18 protein-coding genes and 1 tRNA gene are annotated in these 17,484 nt (G+C 36.2%); 15 read left to right on the forward strand and 4 right to left on the reverse strand.

Features of this window, described 5'->3' with window-relative positions:
* The first annotated feature begins 115 nt into the window (after positions 1 to 115).
* The 3 genes from DOK79_RS11815 to DOK79_RS11825 all read left to right on the forward strand — a co-directional run bounded on the left by DOK79_RS11815 (position 116) and on the right by DOK79_RS11825 (position 3,026).
* Positions 116 to 1,069, forward strand: a complete 954-nt coding sequence (locus tag DOK79_RS11815; RefSeq protein WP_206857422.1) for a LacI family DNA-binding transcriptional regulator — start codon at positions 116 to 118, stop codon at positions 1,067 to 1,069.
* Between the two features lie 77 nt (positions 1,070 to 1,146).
* Positions 1,147 to 1,839: a hypothetical protein gene (locus DOK79_RS11820; protein ID WP_206857420.1), complete on the forward strand. Its 693-nt coding sequence runs from the start codon at positions 1,147 to 1,149 to the stop codon at positions 1,837 to 1,839.
* 152 nt (positions 1,840 to 1,991) lie between these two features.
* Positions 1,992 to 3,026: a zinc-binding alcohol dehydrogenase family protein gene (locus DOK79_RS11825; RefSeq protein ID WP_422392103.1), complete on the forward strand. Its 1,035-nt coding sequence runs from the start codon at positions 1,992 to 1,994 to the stop codon at positions 3,024 to 3,026.
* Between the two features lie 90 nt (positions 3,027 to 3,116).
* On the opposite strand, the gene DOK79_RS11830 is transcribed toward DOK79_RS11825, so the two are convergent.
* Complete coding sequence (locus DOK79_RS11830; protein WP_206857416.1) at positions 3,117 to 3,782, reverse strand: YitT family protein; 666 nt, start codon at positions 3,780 to 3,782, stop codon at positions 3,117 to 3,119.
* A gap of 489 nt (positions 3,783 to 4,271) precedes the next feature.
* On the opposite strand from DOK79_RS11830, the gene DOK79_RS11835 reads away from it, so the two are divergent.
* The 8 genes from DOK79_RS11835 (at position 4,272) to DOK79_RS11870 (ending at position 12,773) form a co-directional block, all read left to right on the forward strand.
* Positions 4,272 to 4,487, forward strand: a complete 216-nt coding sequence (locus tag DOK79_RS11835) for a hypothetical protein (protein ID WP_206857414.1) — start codon at positions 4,272 to 4,274, stop codon at positions 4,485 to 4,487.
* A gap of 129 nt (positions 4,488 to 4,616) precedes the next feature.
* A complete protein-coding gene (locus DOK79_RS11840) occupies positions 4,617 to 6,155 on the forward strand; it encodes an ABC transporter permease/substrate-binding protein (protein ID WP_206857412.1) in 1,539 nt (512 codons plus the stop codon).
* A complete protein-coding gene (locus DOK79_RS11845; protein WP_206857410.1) occupies positions 6,152 to 7,099 on the forward strand; it encodes an ABC transporter ATP-binding protein in 948 nt (315 codons plus the stop codon). The genes DOK79_RS11840 and DOK79_RS11845 overlap by 4 nt, the downstream gene beginning before the upstream one ends.
* A 413-nt stretch (positions 7,100 to 7,512) precedes the next feature.
* The gene (locus DOK79_RS11850; protein ID WP_206857409.1) at positions 7,513 to 8,997 is read left to right on the forward strand and encodes a helix-turn-helix domain-containing protein; all 1,485 of its coding nucleotides are present in this window, start codon (positions 7,513 to 7,515) and stop codon (positions 8,995 to 8,997) included.
* Between the two features lie 312 nt (positions 8,998 to 9,309).
* Entirely contained in the window at positions 9,310 to 10,782 is a 1,473-nt protein-coding gene (locus tag DOK79_RS11855; RefSeq protein WP_206857407.1) for a helix-turn-helix domain-containing protein, read from the forward strand.
* A gap of 372 nt (positions 10,783 to 11,154) precedes the next feature.
* The gene (locus DOK79_RS11860; RefSeq protein ID WP_242542582.1) at positions 11,155 to 11,511 is read left to right on the forward strand and encodes an LPXTG cell wall anchor domain-containing protein; all 357 of its coding nucleotides are present in this window, start codon (positions 11,155 to 11,157) and stop codon (positions 11,509 to 11,511) included.
* 38 nt (positions 11,512 to 11,549) lie between these two features.
* A complete protein-coding gene (locus DOK79_RS11865; RefSeq protein ID WP_206857405.1) occupies positions 11,550 to 12,152 on the forward strand; it encodes a hypothetical protein in 603 nt (200 codons plus the stop codon).
* Positions 12,153 to 12,251: 99 nt separating this feature from the next.
* Positions 12,252 to 12,773 carry a hypothetical protein gene (locus DOK79_RS11870; RefSeq protein ID WP_206857404.1) on the forward strand — a complete coding sequence of 174 codons (522 nt, stop codon included), beginning with the start codon at positions 12,252 to 12,254 and terminating at the stop codon, positions 12,771 to 12,773.
* Positions 12,774 to 12,891: 118 nt separating this feature from the next.
* On the opposite strand, the gene DOK79_RS11875 is transcribed toward DOK79_RS11870, so the two are convergent.
* Both DOK79_RS11875 and DOK79_RS11880 read right to left on the reverse strand, forming a co-directional pair.
* Complete coding sequence (locus tag DOK79_RS11875) at positions 12,892 to 13,506, reverse strand: LysM peptidoglycan-binding domain-containing protein (protein WP_207699347.1); 615 nt, start codon at positions 13,504 to 13,506, stop codon at positions 12,892 to 12,894.
* A 405-nt stretch (positions 13,507 to 13,911) separates the two neighbouring features.
* Positions 13,912 to 14,121, reverse strand: a complete 210-nt coding sequence (locus DOK79_RS11880; protein ID WP_206858012.1) for a DUF378 domain-containing protein — start codon at positions 14,119 to 14,121, stop codon at positions 13,912 to 13,914.
* 212 nt (positions 14,122 to 14,333) lie between these two features.
* Between DOK79_RS11880 and DOK79_RS11885 the strand changes: the two genes are divergently transcribed.
* Positions 14,334 to 15,026 carry a DNA-directed RNA polymerase subunit omega gene (locus DOK79_RS11885; protein WP_206858010.1) on the forward strand — a complete coding sequence of 231 codons (693 nt, stop codon included), beginning with the start codon at positions 14,334 to 14,336 and terminating at the stop codon, positions 15,024 to 15,026.
* A 154-nt stretch (positions 15,027 to 15,180) separates the two neighbouring features.
* A complete protein-coding gene (locus tag DOK79_RS11890; RefSeq protein WP_206858009.1) occupies positions 15,181 to 15,456 on the forward strand; it encodes a hypothetical protein in 276 nt (91 codons plus the stop codon).
* 142 nt (positions 15,457 to 15,598) lie between these two features.
* Here DOK79_RS11890 and DOK79_RS11895 read toward each other — a convergent pair.
* Positions 15,599 to 15,681 (reverse strand) — tRNA-Leu (locus DOK79_RS11895).
* Positions 15,682 to 15,745: 64 nt separating this feature from the next.
* Here DOK79_RS11895 and DOK79_RS11900 point away from each other — a divergent pair.
* A complete protein-coding gene (locus DOK79_RS11900) occupies positions 15,746 to 15,907 on the forward strand; it encodes a hypothetical protein (RefSeq protein WP_206858007.1) in 162 nt (53 codons plus the stop codon).
* A gap of 135 nt (positions 15,908 to 16,042) precedes the next feature.
* Entirely contained in the window at positions 16,043 to 17,260 is a 1,218-nt protein-coding gene (locus tag DOK79_RS11905; RefSeq protein ID WP_206858006.1) for a pyridoxal phosphate-dependent aminotransferase, read from the forward strand.
* The last annotated feature ends 224 nt before the right edge of the window (positions 17,261 to 17,484 follow it).

The following is a 17,484-nucleotide window of genomic DNA, read 5'->3' on the forward strand; positions in this document are numbered from 1 at the left end:
TTTCTCTATGGTAGACGGTTTATTTTTTGTTCTTACATAAGATTCGCTCATTTTTCTCTTGATTCTTTGCTATAATGACTATAGTTATGTATTTAGGCATGGAAGGGGAGATTTTATGCCAACGTTAGCAGATGTAGCTAAACGAGCAAATGTCTCAAAAATGACAGTTTCTCGGGTGATCAATCATCCAGAGCAAGTGACGGATGAACTAAAAGAATTAGTTTTTACAGCGATGGCTGAGCTTGATTATCGCCCAAATATTGCAGCAAAAGCCTTAGTTTCAAACCGTTCGCAAATCATCAAGTTGTTTATTCTTGAAGAAATCGATACGACAGAACCTTATTATATGAATTTACTTATGGGAATCGCCAAAAGAATTGGGAAAGAACATTATTCCTTACAATTAGTGACCAATGATGCGTTTGATGTGGGGTCTTGTGATGGCTATATCATTACGGGTGTGCGTGAAAGAGATTTTGATTGGATCAATCGCTTGGAAAAGCCAGTCGTCTTATTTGGCGAGAATCGCATGGGCTACGATTATGTCGATAGCGACAATCAATATGGAACTGCCAAAGCGACCCAATATGCTTTAGAAGTTGGTTACCAAACGGTCGTGTATATTGGTATCGATGAAGCAGAGCCTTTTGAATTATCTAGAGAAGCGGGTTATTTAAAAGTAATGGAAGAAGCTGGCTTAATACCGAGAATGTTACGTTTTGATAATCATTCGACCACACCAGAAAAATATATCACCGAGCATTGGGATGAATTTACAGATAAGACTTGTTTTGTTTGTAGCTCTGATCGCTTGGCACTAGGCATCGTTCGTGGTATCACGCAAGTAGGCGGGCAATTACCAGAACAATTTGGAGTGATTGGTTTTGATGGCGTATTTCTTGATCAAATCAGTTCGCCCAAGCTGACGACCGTCAAGCAAGACATTATTCGGATGGGTGAAGTTTGCGGCGAAATGCTACTGAAAAAAATTAGCGAAAAAGGAGCGAGTCAAGGCTATCGCCATTTTTTCCCCGAGTTGATCATTCGTGAAACGACAAGAAAGCGATAAGCGACTAACGCTTAGCTATAGAAAATACAAGATTTATGCTATTATAAGAGAAAGTCCACTTATAAAGGATGGTTTACATGACAGAAATCAAACGAAAACATTTTCGCTTCCCTGCCTATGATGATCACATCGGCGTGAAGTTGAAAAATGAAAATAGACGCGTATTGTTCGACGGTCAAGATGATCTGATGACAGATACGAGCGACAAGCCATTGTTTGAACAAATCAATGAATTTCATTTTGAGGATTACTCAAAAAAAGAAAAAAACAGTCATGCGACAGTCAATGTTCGACATGCTTCGACACAAAAAGAAAATCTAGCCAAACATAAACAAAATTTGCCAGATTACAGACAAAGCAATACGACGAAAACAAAACGAAACAGTCAGACGAGTTTCGGTTATGCTCGTCGGAACAGCACGTCAGAGCAAAGACCACCACAAGAGAAAAAGTCTTCATCGCGAAGCGTATTCAATAGCTCTGTAAGAGAACGGTCTTATTTTGTACCTAAATATGTGCCAGCTTCAATCATTCCTGATCAGAAGAAAAATAAAATCTCTGAAGAAGAACTGATTGCTTCGATCAAAAAAGAAAAGAATGCGTATCTTCTATTTGAAGCAGAAAACACCCCATATGATGGAAAACAAAGCGTAACAATGGACGAAAAGAAACATCCAAGTAAAAAAAGTCATGGGGTACTAGATCGTTCATTGGAAGGCTTGATCAATGAACAAGGCGATTCTTTGAACGGGAATGGCTATTTCAACTAAGAATCAATCAATTACGAAAAAAAGTTGATTCCTTCAACGATTCAGTCAAATGAAAAACAGGCAAGGCTTGTGCTAAATTGTTTGAATGTTGGAGTGAAACAGCTTTTTTGTCGATCGATCAGATAACTTGAACGGAAAGAAGGCGAAAGATGATGGCTGTTTCCTCATCAATGAAAAGATTTGGTTTTACTCGTGACACACCTTACCCAGGATTGGTTGAAGAAGAAATCGTGACGCCAGAACCTGGCGAACATGACTTGTTGATTGAAGTCGTTGCTCTCTCAATCAACCCTGTAGATACAAAGCGAAGAGAAATCGTTAAAGCAGAAACCTTTACAGTCTTAGGTTATGATAGCGTGGGTTATGTACGAAAAGTAGGTACAGCTGTGACGGATTTTGAAGTGAATGATCGTGTCTATTATGCCGGTACGACGCAACGCGGAGGCAGTCAGCAAGAGTATCAATTAGTTGATGCGCGCATCGTTGCGAAAGCACCACAGAATCTGACGGACGAAGAAGTCGCTGCGATCCCGCTGACTGCATTGACTGCGTATGAACTGCTATTTGAAAAATTTCATCTGATTCCGCAAAAAGGAGGAAATGAAGGCAAAGAGTTATTGGTGATCAACGGAGGCGGTGGTGTCGGTTCGATCATGACACAGTTAGCAAAATGGGCAGGTATGAAAGTCTATGCTACCGCTAGCCCGCAAAACTTTGGATGGCTGGAAAAAAATGGTGTAGATGTTCCTCTGGATTACCATCATTCTCTCTATGACCAATTAGCAGAAGTTGGGGTCGAAGGTGTGGATCATATCGCTGTACTCTATGATATCGAACCCTATGTATCAGAAATTGAAAGAATCATTCAACCACTCGGGCATATCGGGATGATCGTCAATACAAAAGAAAAAATCGATCTAAATGGCTTTAAAAATGACTCGATCAGCTTCCATTGGGAGTATGTGTTTACAAAAACGGATCATGACAAAGAAATCGCCACACAAGGAGCGATTTTAAAGAAATTGGCGCAACTCTTTGAAGCGAACCAGCTCCATAGTCATGTCACAACGGTTTACTCAAAGGGCATCACCAGAGCTTCACTTGAACAAGCGATGGCGGCAGTTAGTAAAGGAAGCCAACAAGGAAAATTAGTAGTCTCTGGTGGATTCCCAAAGGCGGCTCACTGATTCAACAAAACAACTGACAAGAAAAAAAGAGCTACATCCTTAAATAGTCATGCTATTTAAAGGAGGTAGCTCTTATTGTATGAAAATGGCTTAATCTAAGTAAGGTTCTTCCATAGGTTCTAATGGATTCACTGTTGCTGTTGTAGATGTGATTTTTTTGAAAGGATTTGAGATTCTGAGATACTTCACTTTATTCAATGTATAAGATAAAATCGAACAGCTTAAAAGAGTATACGCAAAATGAGTGAAATCCAAATACATCAAAGAGACAATTAAAATACCAAAAGTGATAATAAATAGGCTTTTGCCAATATTTACATGGTAGTATTTTTCAATCGCTTGATAAATGATATCTGTTCCGCCTGTACTTCCTCCAAAACGAAAGACTAGCCCGCAACCGATCCCCGAAAGAACCCCGGTCATTAGACTATTCACAAGCAAGTTTCCGACAGCAAAATGAACGTTCAGATTTTCCCATACATGTAAAAAGAAGACCAAAGAAAATGTTCCGACTATCGTTCGAATAAATGAATGTTTTCCAAAAATAAATAAGGAAACCAGCAATAAAGGTAAATTTATGATCAGCGAGGTGATAGAGGGCGCAAAGCCAAATAAATGATTTAGTAAAAGAGCAATACCTGTAACACCACCGTCAGCTAATTTTGAAGGGAGATTGATTCCAGTGACTGCCAATCCGTAAAGAGCTGCCCCTAAAATAATTCCGCATAAGTCTAATAAAAATTTGATATGTTTCATCTCTAACCTCTTTTCTTTTTGAAAATTTTCAGCAATCTTTATATTACACTGAACAACTCTATTTATTCAATAGGAAAATGGAAAAAAATATACATAAAGAAGTATATTTTATTTCCTTCAAGATTTTCTCGATGAAAACTGGAAAAATTCTTGGTAAACATCCCATCGTCCTTTATTTTGAAAACCAGAAAAGTAGTGCATGAGTAAAAAAGAAGCATTTCTATATAAAAAACAGCGATTATCTTATGAAATTTAACGATTATGATGTCAAAACAACCGATTTTTACTTTTTTGGTCACGGACACTCAAGATAAAGTATAATATTTATTGAACAAGCCAGTAAACAAGTATCTCCCCCACGAGATTTTAAACGTTACTGGCTGTTTTTTTTTGCTCAAAAAGAAAACTTCTACTTTACAAAGGGAACGATTGTTCGTATAATAAAAGTGCGAACAATCGTTCGGTATAAAATCTTAGAGGTGATCGAATATGCAATCAATGAGACGTTTAGGTGCAATGTTGTTGATTTTATTTTTTGGTATTATTATAGGTAATTATGGGTTACAAACAGCATTGTTGATTTTTCTGCCTTCATTTGTACTGTGGTTTGTAATGTGGGATGAAAAAAAGTATCGACAAACCGAACGAAAACGCAGATATGAAGAAAATTTTTATCAGCAGGGAACACCCTATCATTCCAAATAACTCAATAGAAAACGCCACTTGCAATCGGTTCTCACCAACGACTCGATTGCAAGTTTTTTTTTAAAACAACTTAGTTGGGAATTTGCTTGGCTATGTTTATACTTAAAGGAGAACGGAAAGGAAGGTCATATGAATACGTTTATCGAAACGCTCAGTGAGAGAAAAGAAGAGTTACTTGCAGCTACATTCCAGCACTTATCTATATCATTGATTGCCTTACTGATCGCCGCAGTGATTGCGATCCCATTGGCTATTTGGGCAGTAAGCCACAAACGAATGGCAGAATTTTTATTACAAGTCACAAGTGTACTGCAAACCATTCCCTCACTTGCACTTTTAGGATTATTGATCCCATTTGTGGGGATCGGGACATTACCAGCATTGATTGCTTTGATCTTATATGCATTATTACCCATCTTTCAAAGTACCTATATTGGCTTAGCAGAGATTGATCCGTCAATTGAAGAAGCTGCGGTTGCTTTTGGCATGTCGCGTTTTAGAAGATTGATCAAAGTAGAATTACCCATTGCACTTCCTGTAATCATCTCAGGAATTCGAACAGCTTTAGTGTTGATCATCGGGACGGCAACATTAGCTGCATTGATCGGTGCTGGTGGACTAGGAACGTTTATCTTACTAGGGATCGATCGGAATACACCGGTATTAACATTGATCGGGGCGATCAGCTCTGCGCTATTAGCGATCATTTTCAGTAGTTTGATCCGTTTACTACAACATCTGAGACCACGTTATACAATGCTTGTATTAGGGTTGATCTTGACTGTGGTCGCCGGGGCTTCCATTTATCAGACCAGCTTCTTTAAGCAAGAAAAAATCACGATTGCTGGTAAACTCGGTGCCGAACCAGATATCTTGATCCAAATGTATAAAGGACTGATTGAAGAAGAAACTGACGCGGAAGTCGAGTTAAAACCTAATTTCGGGAAAACGAGTTTCTTATTCAGTGCTTTAGAAAATCAACAAATCGATATCTACCCGGAATTTACAGGAACAGTATTGGAGAGTTTAGTTCAAGTTCCAGATACATTAAGGGAGAAAAAATTAACAAAAGAGGAAACCTATCAAGAAGCCAATAAACTGTTGAGTGAACAGTTCTCAATGACACTATTAAAACCAATGGCATACCAAAACACCTATGCACTTGCTGTGAAACGTGACTTTGCAGAAGAAAATCAGTTGCGTACGATCTCTGATCTAGCTAAAATTGAAAATCAAATCAGAGCAGGTTTCACTTTAGAGTTTATTGACCGTGCAGATGGCTATAAAGGAATACAAGAGCTTTACCAATTGGACTTCCTTAGCGTTCAAAGTATGGAGCCAAGTTTACGCTATCAAGCAATAAATAATGGTGACGTGAATGTCGTTGATGCCTATTCGACCGACAGTGAATTAAAGCAATATGATTTAATCGTTCTGGAAGATGATCGCGGCTTGTTCCCAACTTATCAAGGTGCACCATTGATGAATGAAGATTTTGCAAATGAACATCCGGAAGTTGTGACTGCTTTAGAAAAGCTTAGCGGAAAAATCACGGAAGAACAGATGCAAACGATGAATTATCAAGTAAATGTCGAGAAAAAACAACCTGCTGAAGTCGCACGACAATTTCTAGTTGACCAAGGATTGGTGAAGGAGGGAAATAATTGACCGAGCTGATTGAATTTAAAAACGTACAAAAAAACTTTGGTGACAAGTACGCCATTAGGCAATTAGATCTTTCCATTGAAGAAGGGGAGATCTTTGTGTTGGTCGGTCCTTCTGGAAGCGGGAAGACGACTTCGCTAAAAATGATCAATGGACTTTCTTTACCAAGTAACGGAGAGGTGTTTTTCAAAGGTAAATCTTTGAAAAACTATAATTTGCAAAAAATGCGTTGGCAAATGGGGTATGTCTTGCAACAAATCGCATTGTTCCCAACCATGACTGTGAAACAAAACATTGAAGTGATCCCTGAGATGTTAGGTTGGGAAAAACAGAAACGTTCTGAAACGTCGGATCAGTTACTGGCGAAAGTTGGCTTAGATCCAGACATCTATCGTGATCGAATGCCCCAAGAATTATCAGGAGGAGAACAACAACGTGTCGGGATCGTCCGAGCATTGGCTGCTAATCCTGAGGTGATTTTGATGGATGAACCGTTCAGTGCGCTTGATCCACTTTCCCGAGCTTCCTTGCAAGAGCTAGTTCTTTCACTTCATAAAGAGTTAGGGACAACCATTGTTTTTGTCACACATAATATGGAAGAAGCCATAAAATTAGGCAATCGAATCGCCGTAATGAAAGAAGGCGAATTGATCCAATGTGATACCCCAGAACGATTATTACTACACCCTGAGAATGATTTTGTTCGTAGCTTCTTCGAGGAATCGATCCAAGACAAAGCTCAGACAGTTGAACAAGTCATTTTGGCTGGTTTTTTTGAAAAGGAAATCACTGAACAACAAAGAGCGGTAGAACTTGATACACCTTTACAGCAATTGTTTGCTCAATTGGAAGAAGTAGAAAAAGTCAGCGTATATAAACAAGAGACACCGATTGGAGAAATCTCTAGAAAAAATGTATTTGCGTTTTTAAGTGGGAAGAAAGGTTGATTCACTTGAATACTTCTGTGATAAAGTGGATTTTCTATGTATATAACTTTAACCAGATAACGGAGGAATCATCTAAAGTTATTTAAAACATCTTTAAGATAACGAAATAAATAAATGGTCGAGTAAAAGTTGAAATGAACGCAGCTTTTACTCGATCTTTTAGTGTGATGGATGTATTTTAATTAATAATTAAAAATATCTCATGTTATCTTCATTTTTCTGTAGACATAAGAAGATTTATATTCTAAAATTATGATTAAGTAATAGTACATACTTTTTAAAATAATGTAGTATAAGTAGTAACAAGGGGATAGTTTTGAATTTTAATATCATAAAAAAATGAAAAAAGACACAGGTGGGGTGTTATTTTTTTGATTATAACTGTGCTTTTTTATTAGATTTGGGGGAGTAAAATGAAAGGAATATTAAATAAACAAAGTACAAGGCAATTAGCATTACTAGAATTGCTGTGGGAAAATGAATGGTTAACTGTATCAGAAATCGTCCAGGTCATCGGGGGAGTGGAGAAGACGATACGAACAGATATCAAACATTTGAATGAAATAATCAAGCCACTTAAAATTGAGACTTCTTTTAAACATGGTGTTTTCTTAGATAAAACACTGGGTGTATCAAAGACACATCTTTATTCTTTGTTCTTACAAAACTGCATCGAATGTCAGATCATCGAAGAAATTTTTATCCATCCGAATCTGACTAAAGGCGAGTTATGCGATCGGCTATTTATTTCAGAAACGCAGTTAAATCGATTACTGACAAAGCTAAATTCAGTATTAGATAAATTTTCAATACAAATCAGTCATGAATTGAAAATCGAAGGTTCAGAGATAAATATTCGCAAATTGTTTGCTAGCCTGATGTATGAAAAATATCTTTCAGCGGAAAATTTGCTTTTAAAAGAAGAATTCAAGTTGATCGATCGGTTGATCCAACGTTTCTATGAAGAAAACGCAACGATCATTGAAATGAATGATCAACATCATTTTCTGTTGAATAAAATCCATTTAAAAGTACTAGCTGCATTATACCGTTGTCGGCAGGGAGAATTTATAGAGAAGAAAGCAACCGTGTTTAACTATCAAACTATTTTGGATGACGATGGATTGAAACAAAAATGTCAAGAATGCTTTGAGATAGAATTGAACGAAGACATATTATATAACTTATTTGCAAATTATTGCGAACCTTTCAAAGTGACAAAAACCTGTCATCAGTTAGGTATCGAACAATCATCATTACATAATCAAATGGAACAACTGATCAAAGATTTATCACAACGATTCAACATTGAGTGTGGCCATATCGATACTTTGATCAGTGATATTTTATGGAGTAGTTTTCGAATCATTGGGCCAACTTTTATTTTGAACAATGTGATTGAAGAATTCGTCTTGGAATTGATGAGTGAAAATCAAACGATCATGTTTGAATTAAAAGAAAGTTTTGCAGCAATCTATGAAGATCTTGATCTCAAACCTTTTGACAAGAAAAATATGGTGTATCAATCGATATACAGTTTGGTGACTCAGTGGTCGGATTTTCGTATCGAGATGAAAAAAACGCATAGAATCAAAGCAGCATTGATCTTGGATGTTCCAATCGGTCATTTGCGCATGTTGAAAGAAGAAATTGAAATGCACTTCAGAAGTGCTTATTCGGTTGACATCTTATCGCCGTTCGATCAATTCAGTCAGGCTAAGTTAGAGAAATACGACTGTGTACTAACGGATATTTTTACGATTCGCGGCGCAATCGAGCAATCAAGGGTCATTGGCATCCCACATTATTTCGATAATGAATTTATCAACAAATTACATACTTTTATTATAAAGAGAAAAGAAAGTATCCAGTTATTTAGGAAAGAGCTAGTGATTTAAAATATACTTTAAAATCCAATTTATTAGATATGCCATAAACTGGCATATCTTTTCTTGTTTTTTAGCAATCGTAATAGGGTAGAAAGGAGATATACACGAATTCTGATGGTCGATATAGAGAAGTGGTCTGTCTTTTTATTAACTATACCATTTTTTAAATGATAGAATTATTGACATTGATAAAACAAATTTTCATGACTTTTAGCGTTATTTTACCAAGCAGTCGGTAGATTGAGATTATTTTTAGAGAAATCACTATGTTAAAAATGATGTAGACGTTCAATATTTTTTGTTTGGAGAGGTGGAAAAGAAATGAGAGAAATCTTAGATGGACGTTTAAAACGTCAGTTGAAGATTTTGGAAATATTATGGGAAACTCAGTGGGTGACAACAGCCGAATTAGCTGAAATGATCGAAAGCTCAGAGAAGACGACAAGAAATGATCTTTCACAAATCAACGAGATGATCGAACCACTGACGATTGAAACCTCCTTTAGATCAGGAGTATTGTTAAAGAAAAATTTAACTACACCAAAAGCATTCATATATTCAAAAATATTAAGTAAAAGTTTGGAATATACCTTACTTGAAACGTTGTTTTTTAAGAAAGTAGCTTCAAAAGATGACCTAAGTGATAGTCTATATATATCTGAAACACAGGTATCGCGTATTATCAATCGAATCAATCAAGTGATCAGTAAGTATGATTTTAAAATCAATAATCATCTTGAAATTGTTGGAAATGAAGGGAATATCAGAGATTTTTTTTCTGCGTTTTTTTCAGAAAAATATAATTTGCCTGAGAATATGATGGAAATGAAAGATATCTCATTGATCAATGATATTATCGAAGTGTTTGTGAAAGAGAATACGATTTGGGCATTAGTCAATAATGACAATCATTTGTTTTTAGGAAATATGAAATTCCACTTATTCATCTGTTTTATCCGACTAAAGCAAGGATATAATTTACTCTCATGGAACGTGCCTTTTATTTTCCAGCATTTCGCCAATGAAACAGAATTATTAGGCCGAATCAATGAAAATTTCGCTGTTCATTTGAAAGAGGAGAATCTCCAACAGCTATTCTACGAGTTTTATCAACCGATCCATCCGACTTTGCGTTTACAATATCTAAATATTGAAGTTGATGCAGTGGATCAAAAAAATAAAATTAATAAAGTGATCGGCTATTTAGAAAAACAGTTCGGGGTCGTTTGTGAGAATCGAGATCAATTGACTCATGATATTTATTGGACAACGATGAACACAGTAAAGCCAACCTATATTTTACATAATAAGAAAAAAGAATTTTACCTAAATGTAAAAAGAGATAGTTCAACACTTGTCAAAGATTTAGAAGACCGTTTTTTTGAGATCTATCAAACATTAGGACCATCATTTCACATTTACATAGATGAAATGATCCATCAATCTGTCTTTAAATTATTGACATCATGGTCAGATCTATGGATTCAAGTACGTAAACAAAAGGTGAAACTTCATGTCGCACTGCTGTTAGATAGTTCTTATGATCATATGCGTATGCTCAAAGAAGAAATCCAGTTTTACTTTAGACATAATATTGATATTGAGATTTTAAATCCTGCGACGAAAATACAAAATGGCTATTTACAAAAATTTGATTGTGTCCTGACAGACATCTATTCAAATGATTTTTTTGAAGTGCCTACTCTTGGAATATCTAACTACTTAGATGAAGCAATCATCAACAAATTGGTGGATTATTATCATATCAAAGTGGATGAACTTGCAGAGATATAAGACGGTTTGAAAAAACGGCTACATCCTTAATAAGGGACATTCTATTAAAATTTGCATTTCATGACACAACTATTTCTCAAATAGGGAAATATTGAGAAAAGTTCGGACTGGTTGGTTAAAATAATATGTTATTAAATTTAGCGAAGGTTCTTAGAAATACAAGAATGCTATTTTAACGCTGTTATATGTGGTTAAATAGTTGATAATAGCAATTGTATTTTATATTTATCTGCAGTAAAAATAACTGCATATTCTTATTTTATTTACCAAACTAACGGTTAAACTTGGTTTTAAAAGTGCTAGTTTTTTAAGGATAATTGTTTTGTGGGAAACGTGTCGTTTACATAGGAGGTGAAGGGTAAGATAAAAAAAATGATGTACTACATGGTAGGTGCGTTGCTGTTATGTGTTATGAGTCCAACGATCTATCATGCTCAACAATCAGAAATACAAACGGTTCATGTCGAAGCAACGATCGGCGATTTAGGAAATAGTTCCGAAAATCAAGACGACACAGGGCAGGATACCCAAAATGGAGAACAAAAAAAGGAACAACAAGCTACAGTTCCAGTGTCAAGTAAAAGTAAAGGTTCTTCCTCTAAATTCCCACAAACTGGTGAACATTTGACCAATGGAATTGCCTTGATCGGTTTATTGCTTACTCTTTTTTCGATAGGATCGTTTTATACGTTCAATCAAAAGGAAGATCGACTACAAAAAATTAATTGAAATAATGTTTATTATTTCTGCAAGGAGAGAAACATAATATGAAAAAGCTAAGTAATTTAGCGATCGTATCAACTATCTTATTGAGTGGTTTAGGACTTGGATCTTTAAATGCTGCTGCTGCTGATTTGGGCTGGATCCCTGGACAACCTGACAATACACCTGGTCAGACGATCAAAGGTGACGATAAAGCAGACGTTCAAGTTTCAGGTTGGATCGGTGAGTGGGATCCAGTTGATCCGGAAGATAAACGCTATATCGATATCACGGTTCCTACGACTGTAAGATATGCGAATTCGATGGCAGATGACGGCACGCCTCAACCAGAAATCGTTTCGCCGTTATATTCAATGACAAATAATTCAACTTCACATAGAGTAATGATCGAAGTAGATAGTTTTGCGGAGACAAGCTCAACTGGTATCACTCAAGACTTGTTCTTTACACCACTAAATGAAGCGGCAGTTCGCTTGCAAAGTGCTTCTGGACAATTCTTGAATACTCGTACTTATTTAACAACAATCGGAACAGGACAAACAAAAGCTTTAAGATTTGAAGGGGCGATCACTAGTCCATTCCAACAAAACGTGATCGTGACACCTGCATATACGATGTCATTCCATTTCACTGCATTAGCTAACTAAGTTCAGAAATATTGAGAAGTATCCATTACCTAATTTTTTAGAAAAGGATCTAAATAAATATACTTTTCAACTAGAAATTGAGAAAGGAGGTTGAGAGAAATGGCACATAGTAATATTAAAAACAACAATCGTAGTAAAAAGAAGAGAACATATATCTTATTTTCCTTGCTTATCTTTAGTTTGATTGCAGGGATTGGCGGATACCTTTATTTTAATCAATCTCCTCCTCAAGTAGTGGTAGGATTGCCAGATTTAGATGATAACCTGACAAGATTGAGTAATGAAGATATTTTAAAAGCAATGCAAGATCAAGTGGACAAAGACAAAATGCGTATCCTCTTGAAGCATGATATAGAAATCGATGCACAAGGAAAAGCGAGTGTCGATGTACGTAATAACGGACAGAACGCATTCAATATCCAAGTAGAGTATTATTTAGTCTCAAACAATAAAATATTGTACAAATCAGGATTGATTCCACCAAACAATCGAATAGACTCTATTCCTTTTGAGAATCTACCTGATGAGGGCAGCCATGATGTCAGAATCTTATACAATATTTATAACGAACAACAATTGGTCAATACAACGACGATTGACGGTACGATTACCATTAGTTGATGGTCGTCAAATAAAGAAATCTTATAAAAAAAAAGGAAGGATCGGAAAATAGATTATCTATTTTCGGTCCTTCCTTTTTTTATTTTAGCTCATTATTAAGTGATAAAATCACTCGTTCTTAGTACCAACCGTTAGCTAACCAGAAAGCTTTTGCTGCGTCCCAAGAGCCATAACGAGAGGCAACATATTGTTCTGCAACTCTTTCTTGGTTGGCAGCTGAGTAGTCACCATTCAAGTAAGAAGAGTCTAATTGGTAACGGCCGATGTAGCGTCCGTTTGTTGCTGTGTAAGAACCGCTAGATTCTTTTTGTGCGATCCATTCTTTCGCATCGTTTGTACCAGTCGAAACTGCCACTTCAGCAGCAGGAGCTTGTTCAACAACTGGTGCTTGTTCAACTACTGGAGTTTGTTCCACTACAGGTGTTTCCACAACTGGAGTAGTTTCTTGAACAGGAGCAGCAGGAGCTTGAGTAGCTACAGGAGCTGTTTTTTGTTCGCCAGTAGGAATAGTTAGTTCTTGACCTGAAAAGATCAGGTGAATGTTTGAGATTGAGTTTGCTTCGGCAATTGTTTGGATCAAGGAGTTGTCACCAACGTATTTTTGAGAAATCGTTGATAAAGTATCACCTGATTGAACAGTGTAGGCTTCGTCTGCATGTGCAGAAGTACCCATAAATAAAGCAGCGCCGGCAGCCAAAGTTGTTCCAAAAAGAATTGTTTTAAGTGATTTCATGAAAGATCTCCTTCGTGTTTTAAAAAGTTATTTGATTAGCTGTTTCGCTAACGAGTAATACTTTAACATGATGCAACATTTCATAGGTGATAGAAACGTAACAGTTTATGACAAAACTACCTTTTTTGTAATAATTAACGAAACATATGTAATTGAAAAACGCTTTCTTTCGCTTGAATAAAAGAATGTATGTTCTCATTTTTTGAAGAATGATATAGTTAAGAAAGTATTAAGCTAACAATAAATAAGTGATTTTTTGATTGAAAAGAGTAAAAAAGGCGATATAAAGTAATCATCTGGACTCATGAAGATGCTCTTTCGAGAGGATAATCAGAGATTTTTGAAAATAAAAATAGAACATAGAGCAACTAGATGCTCCATGTTCTAAAAATCAAATCCCAACTATTAGTTTTCAACACGATTGGAGATCATTGGAAAGAATTTCAAACAGTAAATAGCGCAAATCCCGACAATTATATAAATAGCTTTAGCCAAAATTGTTGTTGAACCACCAGCAATCATCGCCACTAAATCAAATTCTAATAAACCAACCAATAACCAGTTCAATCCTCCAACGATCAATAATGTTAAAGCAATCATATCTAACGTTTTCATTGAAATTACCCCTTTCCTATATGACTTACTACCATTATAAAACAATTAAAGGATTACTACTAAAATACTGCTTGTAATTTAATCCTTAGGTGCCTTTATTTCAACGTTTATACAGAATCATAGAAATGTGATACAGATATGTCTTGACATTAGGAAGGCAAAAGATTAGATTTATCTGGTTATAAAATAATTATTTCATTAAGGAGAAGAACATGAAAAAGAAATGGATTATTGGTGGATTGATTGCGTTGTTGTTGGGAGCTATTGGTTATACAGGTACGCGTTTTGCAGGAGAAGTTTTATTTTGGGGAGGTGAAGCTGATATCGCGAAAATCAACGAGAATCTTGATAAACTTGATCAGCAATTAACAAGTCATCAACAAAAAATCACCGATTTAACTAGTGTATTAGCGACTAAAAATCAAGAACTTCAAGAGTCACAAACGAAAGCACAAGAATATCAGTCTAAAATCTCTGATCTAGAAACGCAAAAAAGTCAATTAGTTGCAGAGCAAACAAACTTACAAAATCAGTTAACTAGTAAAGAAAACCAACTAAAAGACAAACAAACTGAAATCAACAATAAAATCAATGAAATTAGTCAAAAAATAAGCGAAATCAATAATTTGAACAGCCAATGGAATACAAGACTCCAAGAGATCCAAGTAAAATATACGGAAATGCAAAATAGCGTCAATCAGTTAAATGAACAAATCGCTCAACTAAGCCGAGAGAAAACAAACTTACAATCCGAGTTAGCAACCACTAAAAAACAATTAGAAACTATTTCAGCAGAAAATAGTAGTTTAAGAAGTTATATTGCTCAATTAGAAAAAGCGAGAAGTGATGCGAAGTTGACAGCGGCAAAGTCTCAACAAATCGTTGATCGACAAGTCAGCAAGTAATGAGATCTAAATCGATAAAAGAAAAGCGAGAAGAAACGGTCGTGACGTATTTATATAGATAGTAAGTACGCTGTAAAAGTTGTTTCCTAGTAGAGAATAAAACTTGAAAAACTGAACGTTTGTTCGTATAATAGTAAGGGAGGGGGAGATGACAATGGAAAGAAAATATGGAACGGTCTCGAAAATCAGATTGTTAAAATTAGGAGAAAAACCATTGATCCGTTTTACTTTAGGAACAGAGAATTGCTTGATTGCGAGCCATAGCTTGAATTTTATTGCCGATGTCGATGATGGGATGAAAATCTTTGTAAAAGGCTACTATAACAACCGCAAACAATTTGTTGTCAAAGACTACACGGTATTAGAAAAACCAAACATTGTCGTCGCTTTTGAAAATAGCCCCTTTCCTAGACAAAAACTAGTAAAGTGATTCAACAAGAATAAATGGTGAAAGAAGTAGCCAATAAGTTTACCTATATATAGGTAGAAGATAAATAATGTTCTGATGCGTTGCCTCTTTTAAAAATGAAAACAAAAAAACTCATGGCTTGAACCATGAGTTTTGTTCATTATGCAGACGATGGGATTTGAACCCACACGAGCTTACGCTCACAAGACCCTCAATCTTGCATGTCTGCCGTTCCATCACGTCTGCAAGAAACAACAATATAATCATAGCGAGTAACGAAATAGATGTCAAGATAAGAAAGAGGAAAATCATGAATAAGTATGATGGAGAATTCTCGATTTTAGGAATGATAGCAGGCATCATCATCGGATTAGCATTTGGGAAGTTAGCCATGGGGATATTTTTAGGGGTGATCATTGGGATCGCTATGGATTGGGCAGCAAATCTTTGGAATGATCGCCAAGAGAAGTAAACTCAAAAAAAGTTGATTTTCATCTAGGATTTTTTTAAAACGGTGGCAAAATCCAGATGAATGGAGTATGATATGGAAATAAATGAGTATAATCAGAAATTTCTAACTTTTTTTGAAACGAGGGATTGGATCACTATGAGAGAATTTGAAAAATCCAATAAATTAGAAGGCGTAAGCTACGATGTCCGCGGGCCTGTTCTTGAAGAAGCAGAACGAATGCAAGAAGAGGGTATCAGTATTTTGAAATTGAACACTGGAAATCCAGCTCCGTTTGGATTTGAAGCACCAAATGAAGTGATCCGAGATTTGATCATGAATGCCAGAGATTCAGAAGGCTATTCAGACTCAAAAGGGATTTTTTCTGCGCGAAAGGCAATCGAACAGTATTGCCAGTTAAAAAAATTCCCAAATGTGACGATCAATGATATTTATACTGGTAATGGCGTCAGTGAGTTGATCACGATGTGTATGCAAGGGTTGCTTGACAATGGTGATGAAGTATTGGTTCCTATGCCAGATTATCCTTTATGGACCGCTTCCGTTTCGTTAGCTGGAGGAAAGCCCGTTCATTATGTGTGTGATGAGCAAGCAGAGTGGTATCCAGATATTGACGATATCAAATCAAAAGTAACGAGTCGAACAAAAGCGATCGTGATCATCAATCCAAACAATCCAACGGGGGCTTTATATCCAAAAGAGCTACTTGAAGAAATCGTGAAAATTGCCCGAGAATATCAATTGATCATTTATTCAGATGAAATCTACGACCGTTTAGTGATGGACGGATTAGAGCATATTCCAATTGCAACGTTGGCACCTGACTTGTTTGTTGTGACCTTGAATGGATTATCAAAATCTCATCGTGTGGCAGGATTCCGTGTTGGTTGGATGGTATTAAGTGGAGACAAATCAAATGTCAAAGGTTACATTGAAGGGTTGAACATGTTATCTTCGATGCGTCTTTGTTCCAATGTCTTGTCGCAACAGATCATCCAAACTGCTTTAGGTGGCTACCAAAGCGTGGATGAATTATTGTTGCCAGGCGGACGGATCTACGAACAAAGAGAATATATCTATAATGCGATCAATGATATACCTGGACTATCAGCAGTTAAGCCAAAAGCAGCCTTTTATATCTTCCCGAAAATCGACACGAAACGCTTCAATATTTCAAATGATGAGCAGTTCGTCTTAGATTTTCTACATGAGCATAAAATCTTGCTTGTTCATGGAGGTGGCTTTAATTGGCCAGATCCTGATCATTTCAGAATCGTGTACTTGCCTAAATTAGATGACTTAAAAGTGACAGCAAAAAAAATGCGCGAATTCCTGACAACGTATCAACAAAGATAGGAAAGTTGATAGCTTAACGATTACATGTACGCAAAGCACTTGACTCGTGAGTGGATAACTCGCGGGACAAAGCGGATTTTAAGAAGTAAGTGGTGACCGATGAAAATGGAACACAGTGATTTTTGTGGGTGATTGCTTACTTCTTAAAAATCCAATGCGTTCATTTGATCCATGGGTTTACTGAACTTGTGGGAATAAGTGTTTGTTTTAACCTATTTACAAGT

It is taken from the genome of Enterococcus sp. DIV1094, assembly GCF_017316305.2.
GTDB lineage: Bacteria > Bacillota > Bacilli > Lactobacillales > Enterococcaceae > Enterococcus_B > Enterococcus_B mangumiae.

What these genes read in the sequence shown, in the direction of transcription:
- DOK79_RS11830 (WP_206857416.1), bottom strand. Translation starts at nt 3,782, where the DNA reads ATGAAACATATCAAATTTTTATTAGACTTATGCGGAATTATTTTAGGG.
- DOK79_RS11860 (WP_242542582.1), top strand. Translation starts at nt 11,155, where the DNA reads ATGATGTACTACATGGTAGGTGCGTTGCTGTTATGTGTTATGAGTCCA.
- DOK79_RS11825 (WP_422392103.1), top strand. Translation starts at nt 1,992, where the DNA reads ATGGCTGTTTCCTCATCAATGAAAAGATTTGGTTTTACTCGTGACACA.
- DOK79_RS11890 (WP_206858009.1), top strand. Translation starts at nt 15,181, where the DNA reads ATGGAAAGAAAATATGGAACGGTCTCGAAAATCAGATTGTTAAAATTA.
- DOK79_RS11870 (WP_206857404.1), top strand. Translation starts at nt 12,252, where the DNA reads ATGGCACATAGTAATATTAAAAACAACAATCGTAGTAAAAAGAAGAGA.
- DOK79_RS11900 (WP_206858007.1), top strand. Translation starts at nt 15,746, where the DNA reads ATGAATAAGTATGATGGAGAATTCTCGATTTTAGGAATGATAGCAGGC.
- DOK79_RS11835 (WP_206857414.1), top strand. Translation starts at nt 4,272, where the DNA reads ATGCAATCAATGAGACGTTTAGGTGCAATGTTGTTGATTTTATTTTTT.
- DOK79_RS11875 (WP_207699347.1), bottom strand. Translation starts at nt 13,506, where the DNA reads ATGAAATCACTTAAAACAATTCTTTTTGGAACAACTTTGGCTGCCGGC.
- DOK79_RS11865 (WP_206857405.1), top strand. Translation starts at nt 11,550, where the DNA reads ATGAAAAAGCTAAGTAATTTAGCGATCGTATCAACTATCTTATTGAGT.
- DOK79_RS11815 (WP_206857422.1), top strand. Translation starts at nt 116, where the DNA reads ATGCCAACGTTAGCAGATGTAGCTAAACGAGCAAATGTCTCAAAAATG.
- DOK79_RS11905 (WP_206858006.1), top strand. Translation starts at nt 16,043, where the DNA reads ATGAGAGAATTTGAAAAATCCAATAAATTAGAAGGCGTAAGCTACGAT.
- DOK79_RS11850 (WP_206857409.1), top strand. Translation starts at nt 7,513, where the DNA reads ATGAAAGGAATATTAAATAAACAAAGTACAAGGCAATTAGCATTACTA.
- DOK79_RS11855 (WP_206857407.1), top strand. Translation starts at nt 9,310, where the DNA reads ATGAGAGAAATCTTAGATGGACGTTTAAAACGTCAGTTGAAGATTTTG.
- DOK79_RS11820 (WP_206857420.1), top strand. Translation starts at nt 1,147, where the DNA reads ATGACAGAAATCAAACGAAAACATTTTCGCTTCCCTGCCTATGATGAT.
- DOK79_RS11840 (WP_206857412.1), top strand. Translation starts at nt 4,617, where the DNA reads ATGAATACGTTTATCGAAACGCTCAGTGAGAGAAAAGAAGAGTTACTT.
- DOK79_RS11885 (WP_206858010.1), top strand. Translation starts at nt 14,334, where the DNA reads ATGAAAAAGAAATGGATTATTGGTGGATTGATTGCGTTGTTGTTGGGA.
- DOK79_RS11880 (WP_206858012.1), bottom strand. Translation starts at nt 14,121, where the DNA reads ATGAAAACGTTAGATATGATTGCTTTAACATTATTGATCGTTGGAGGA.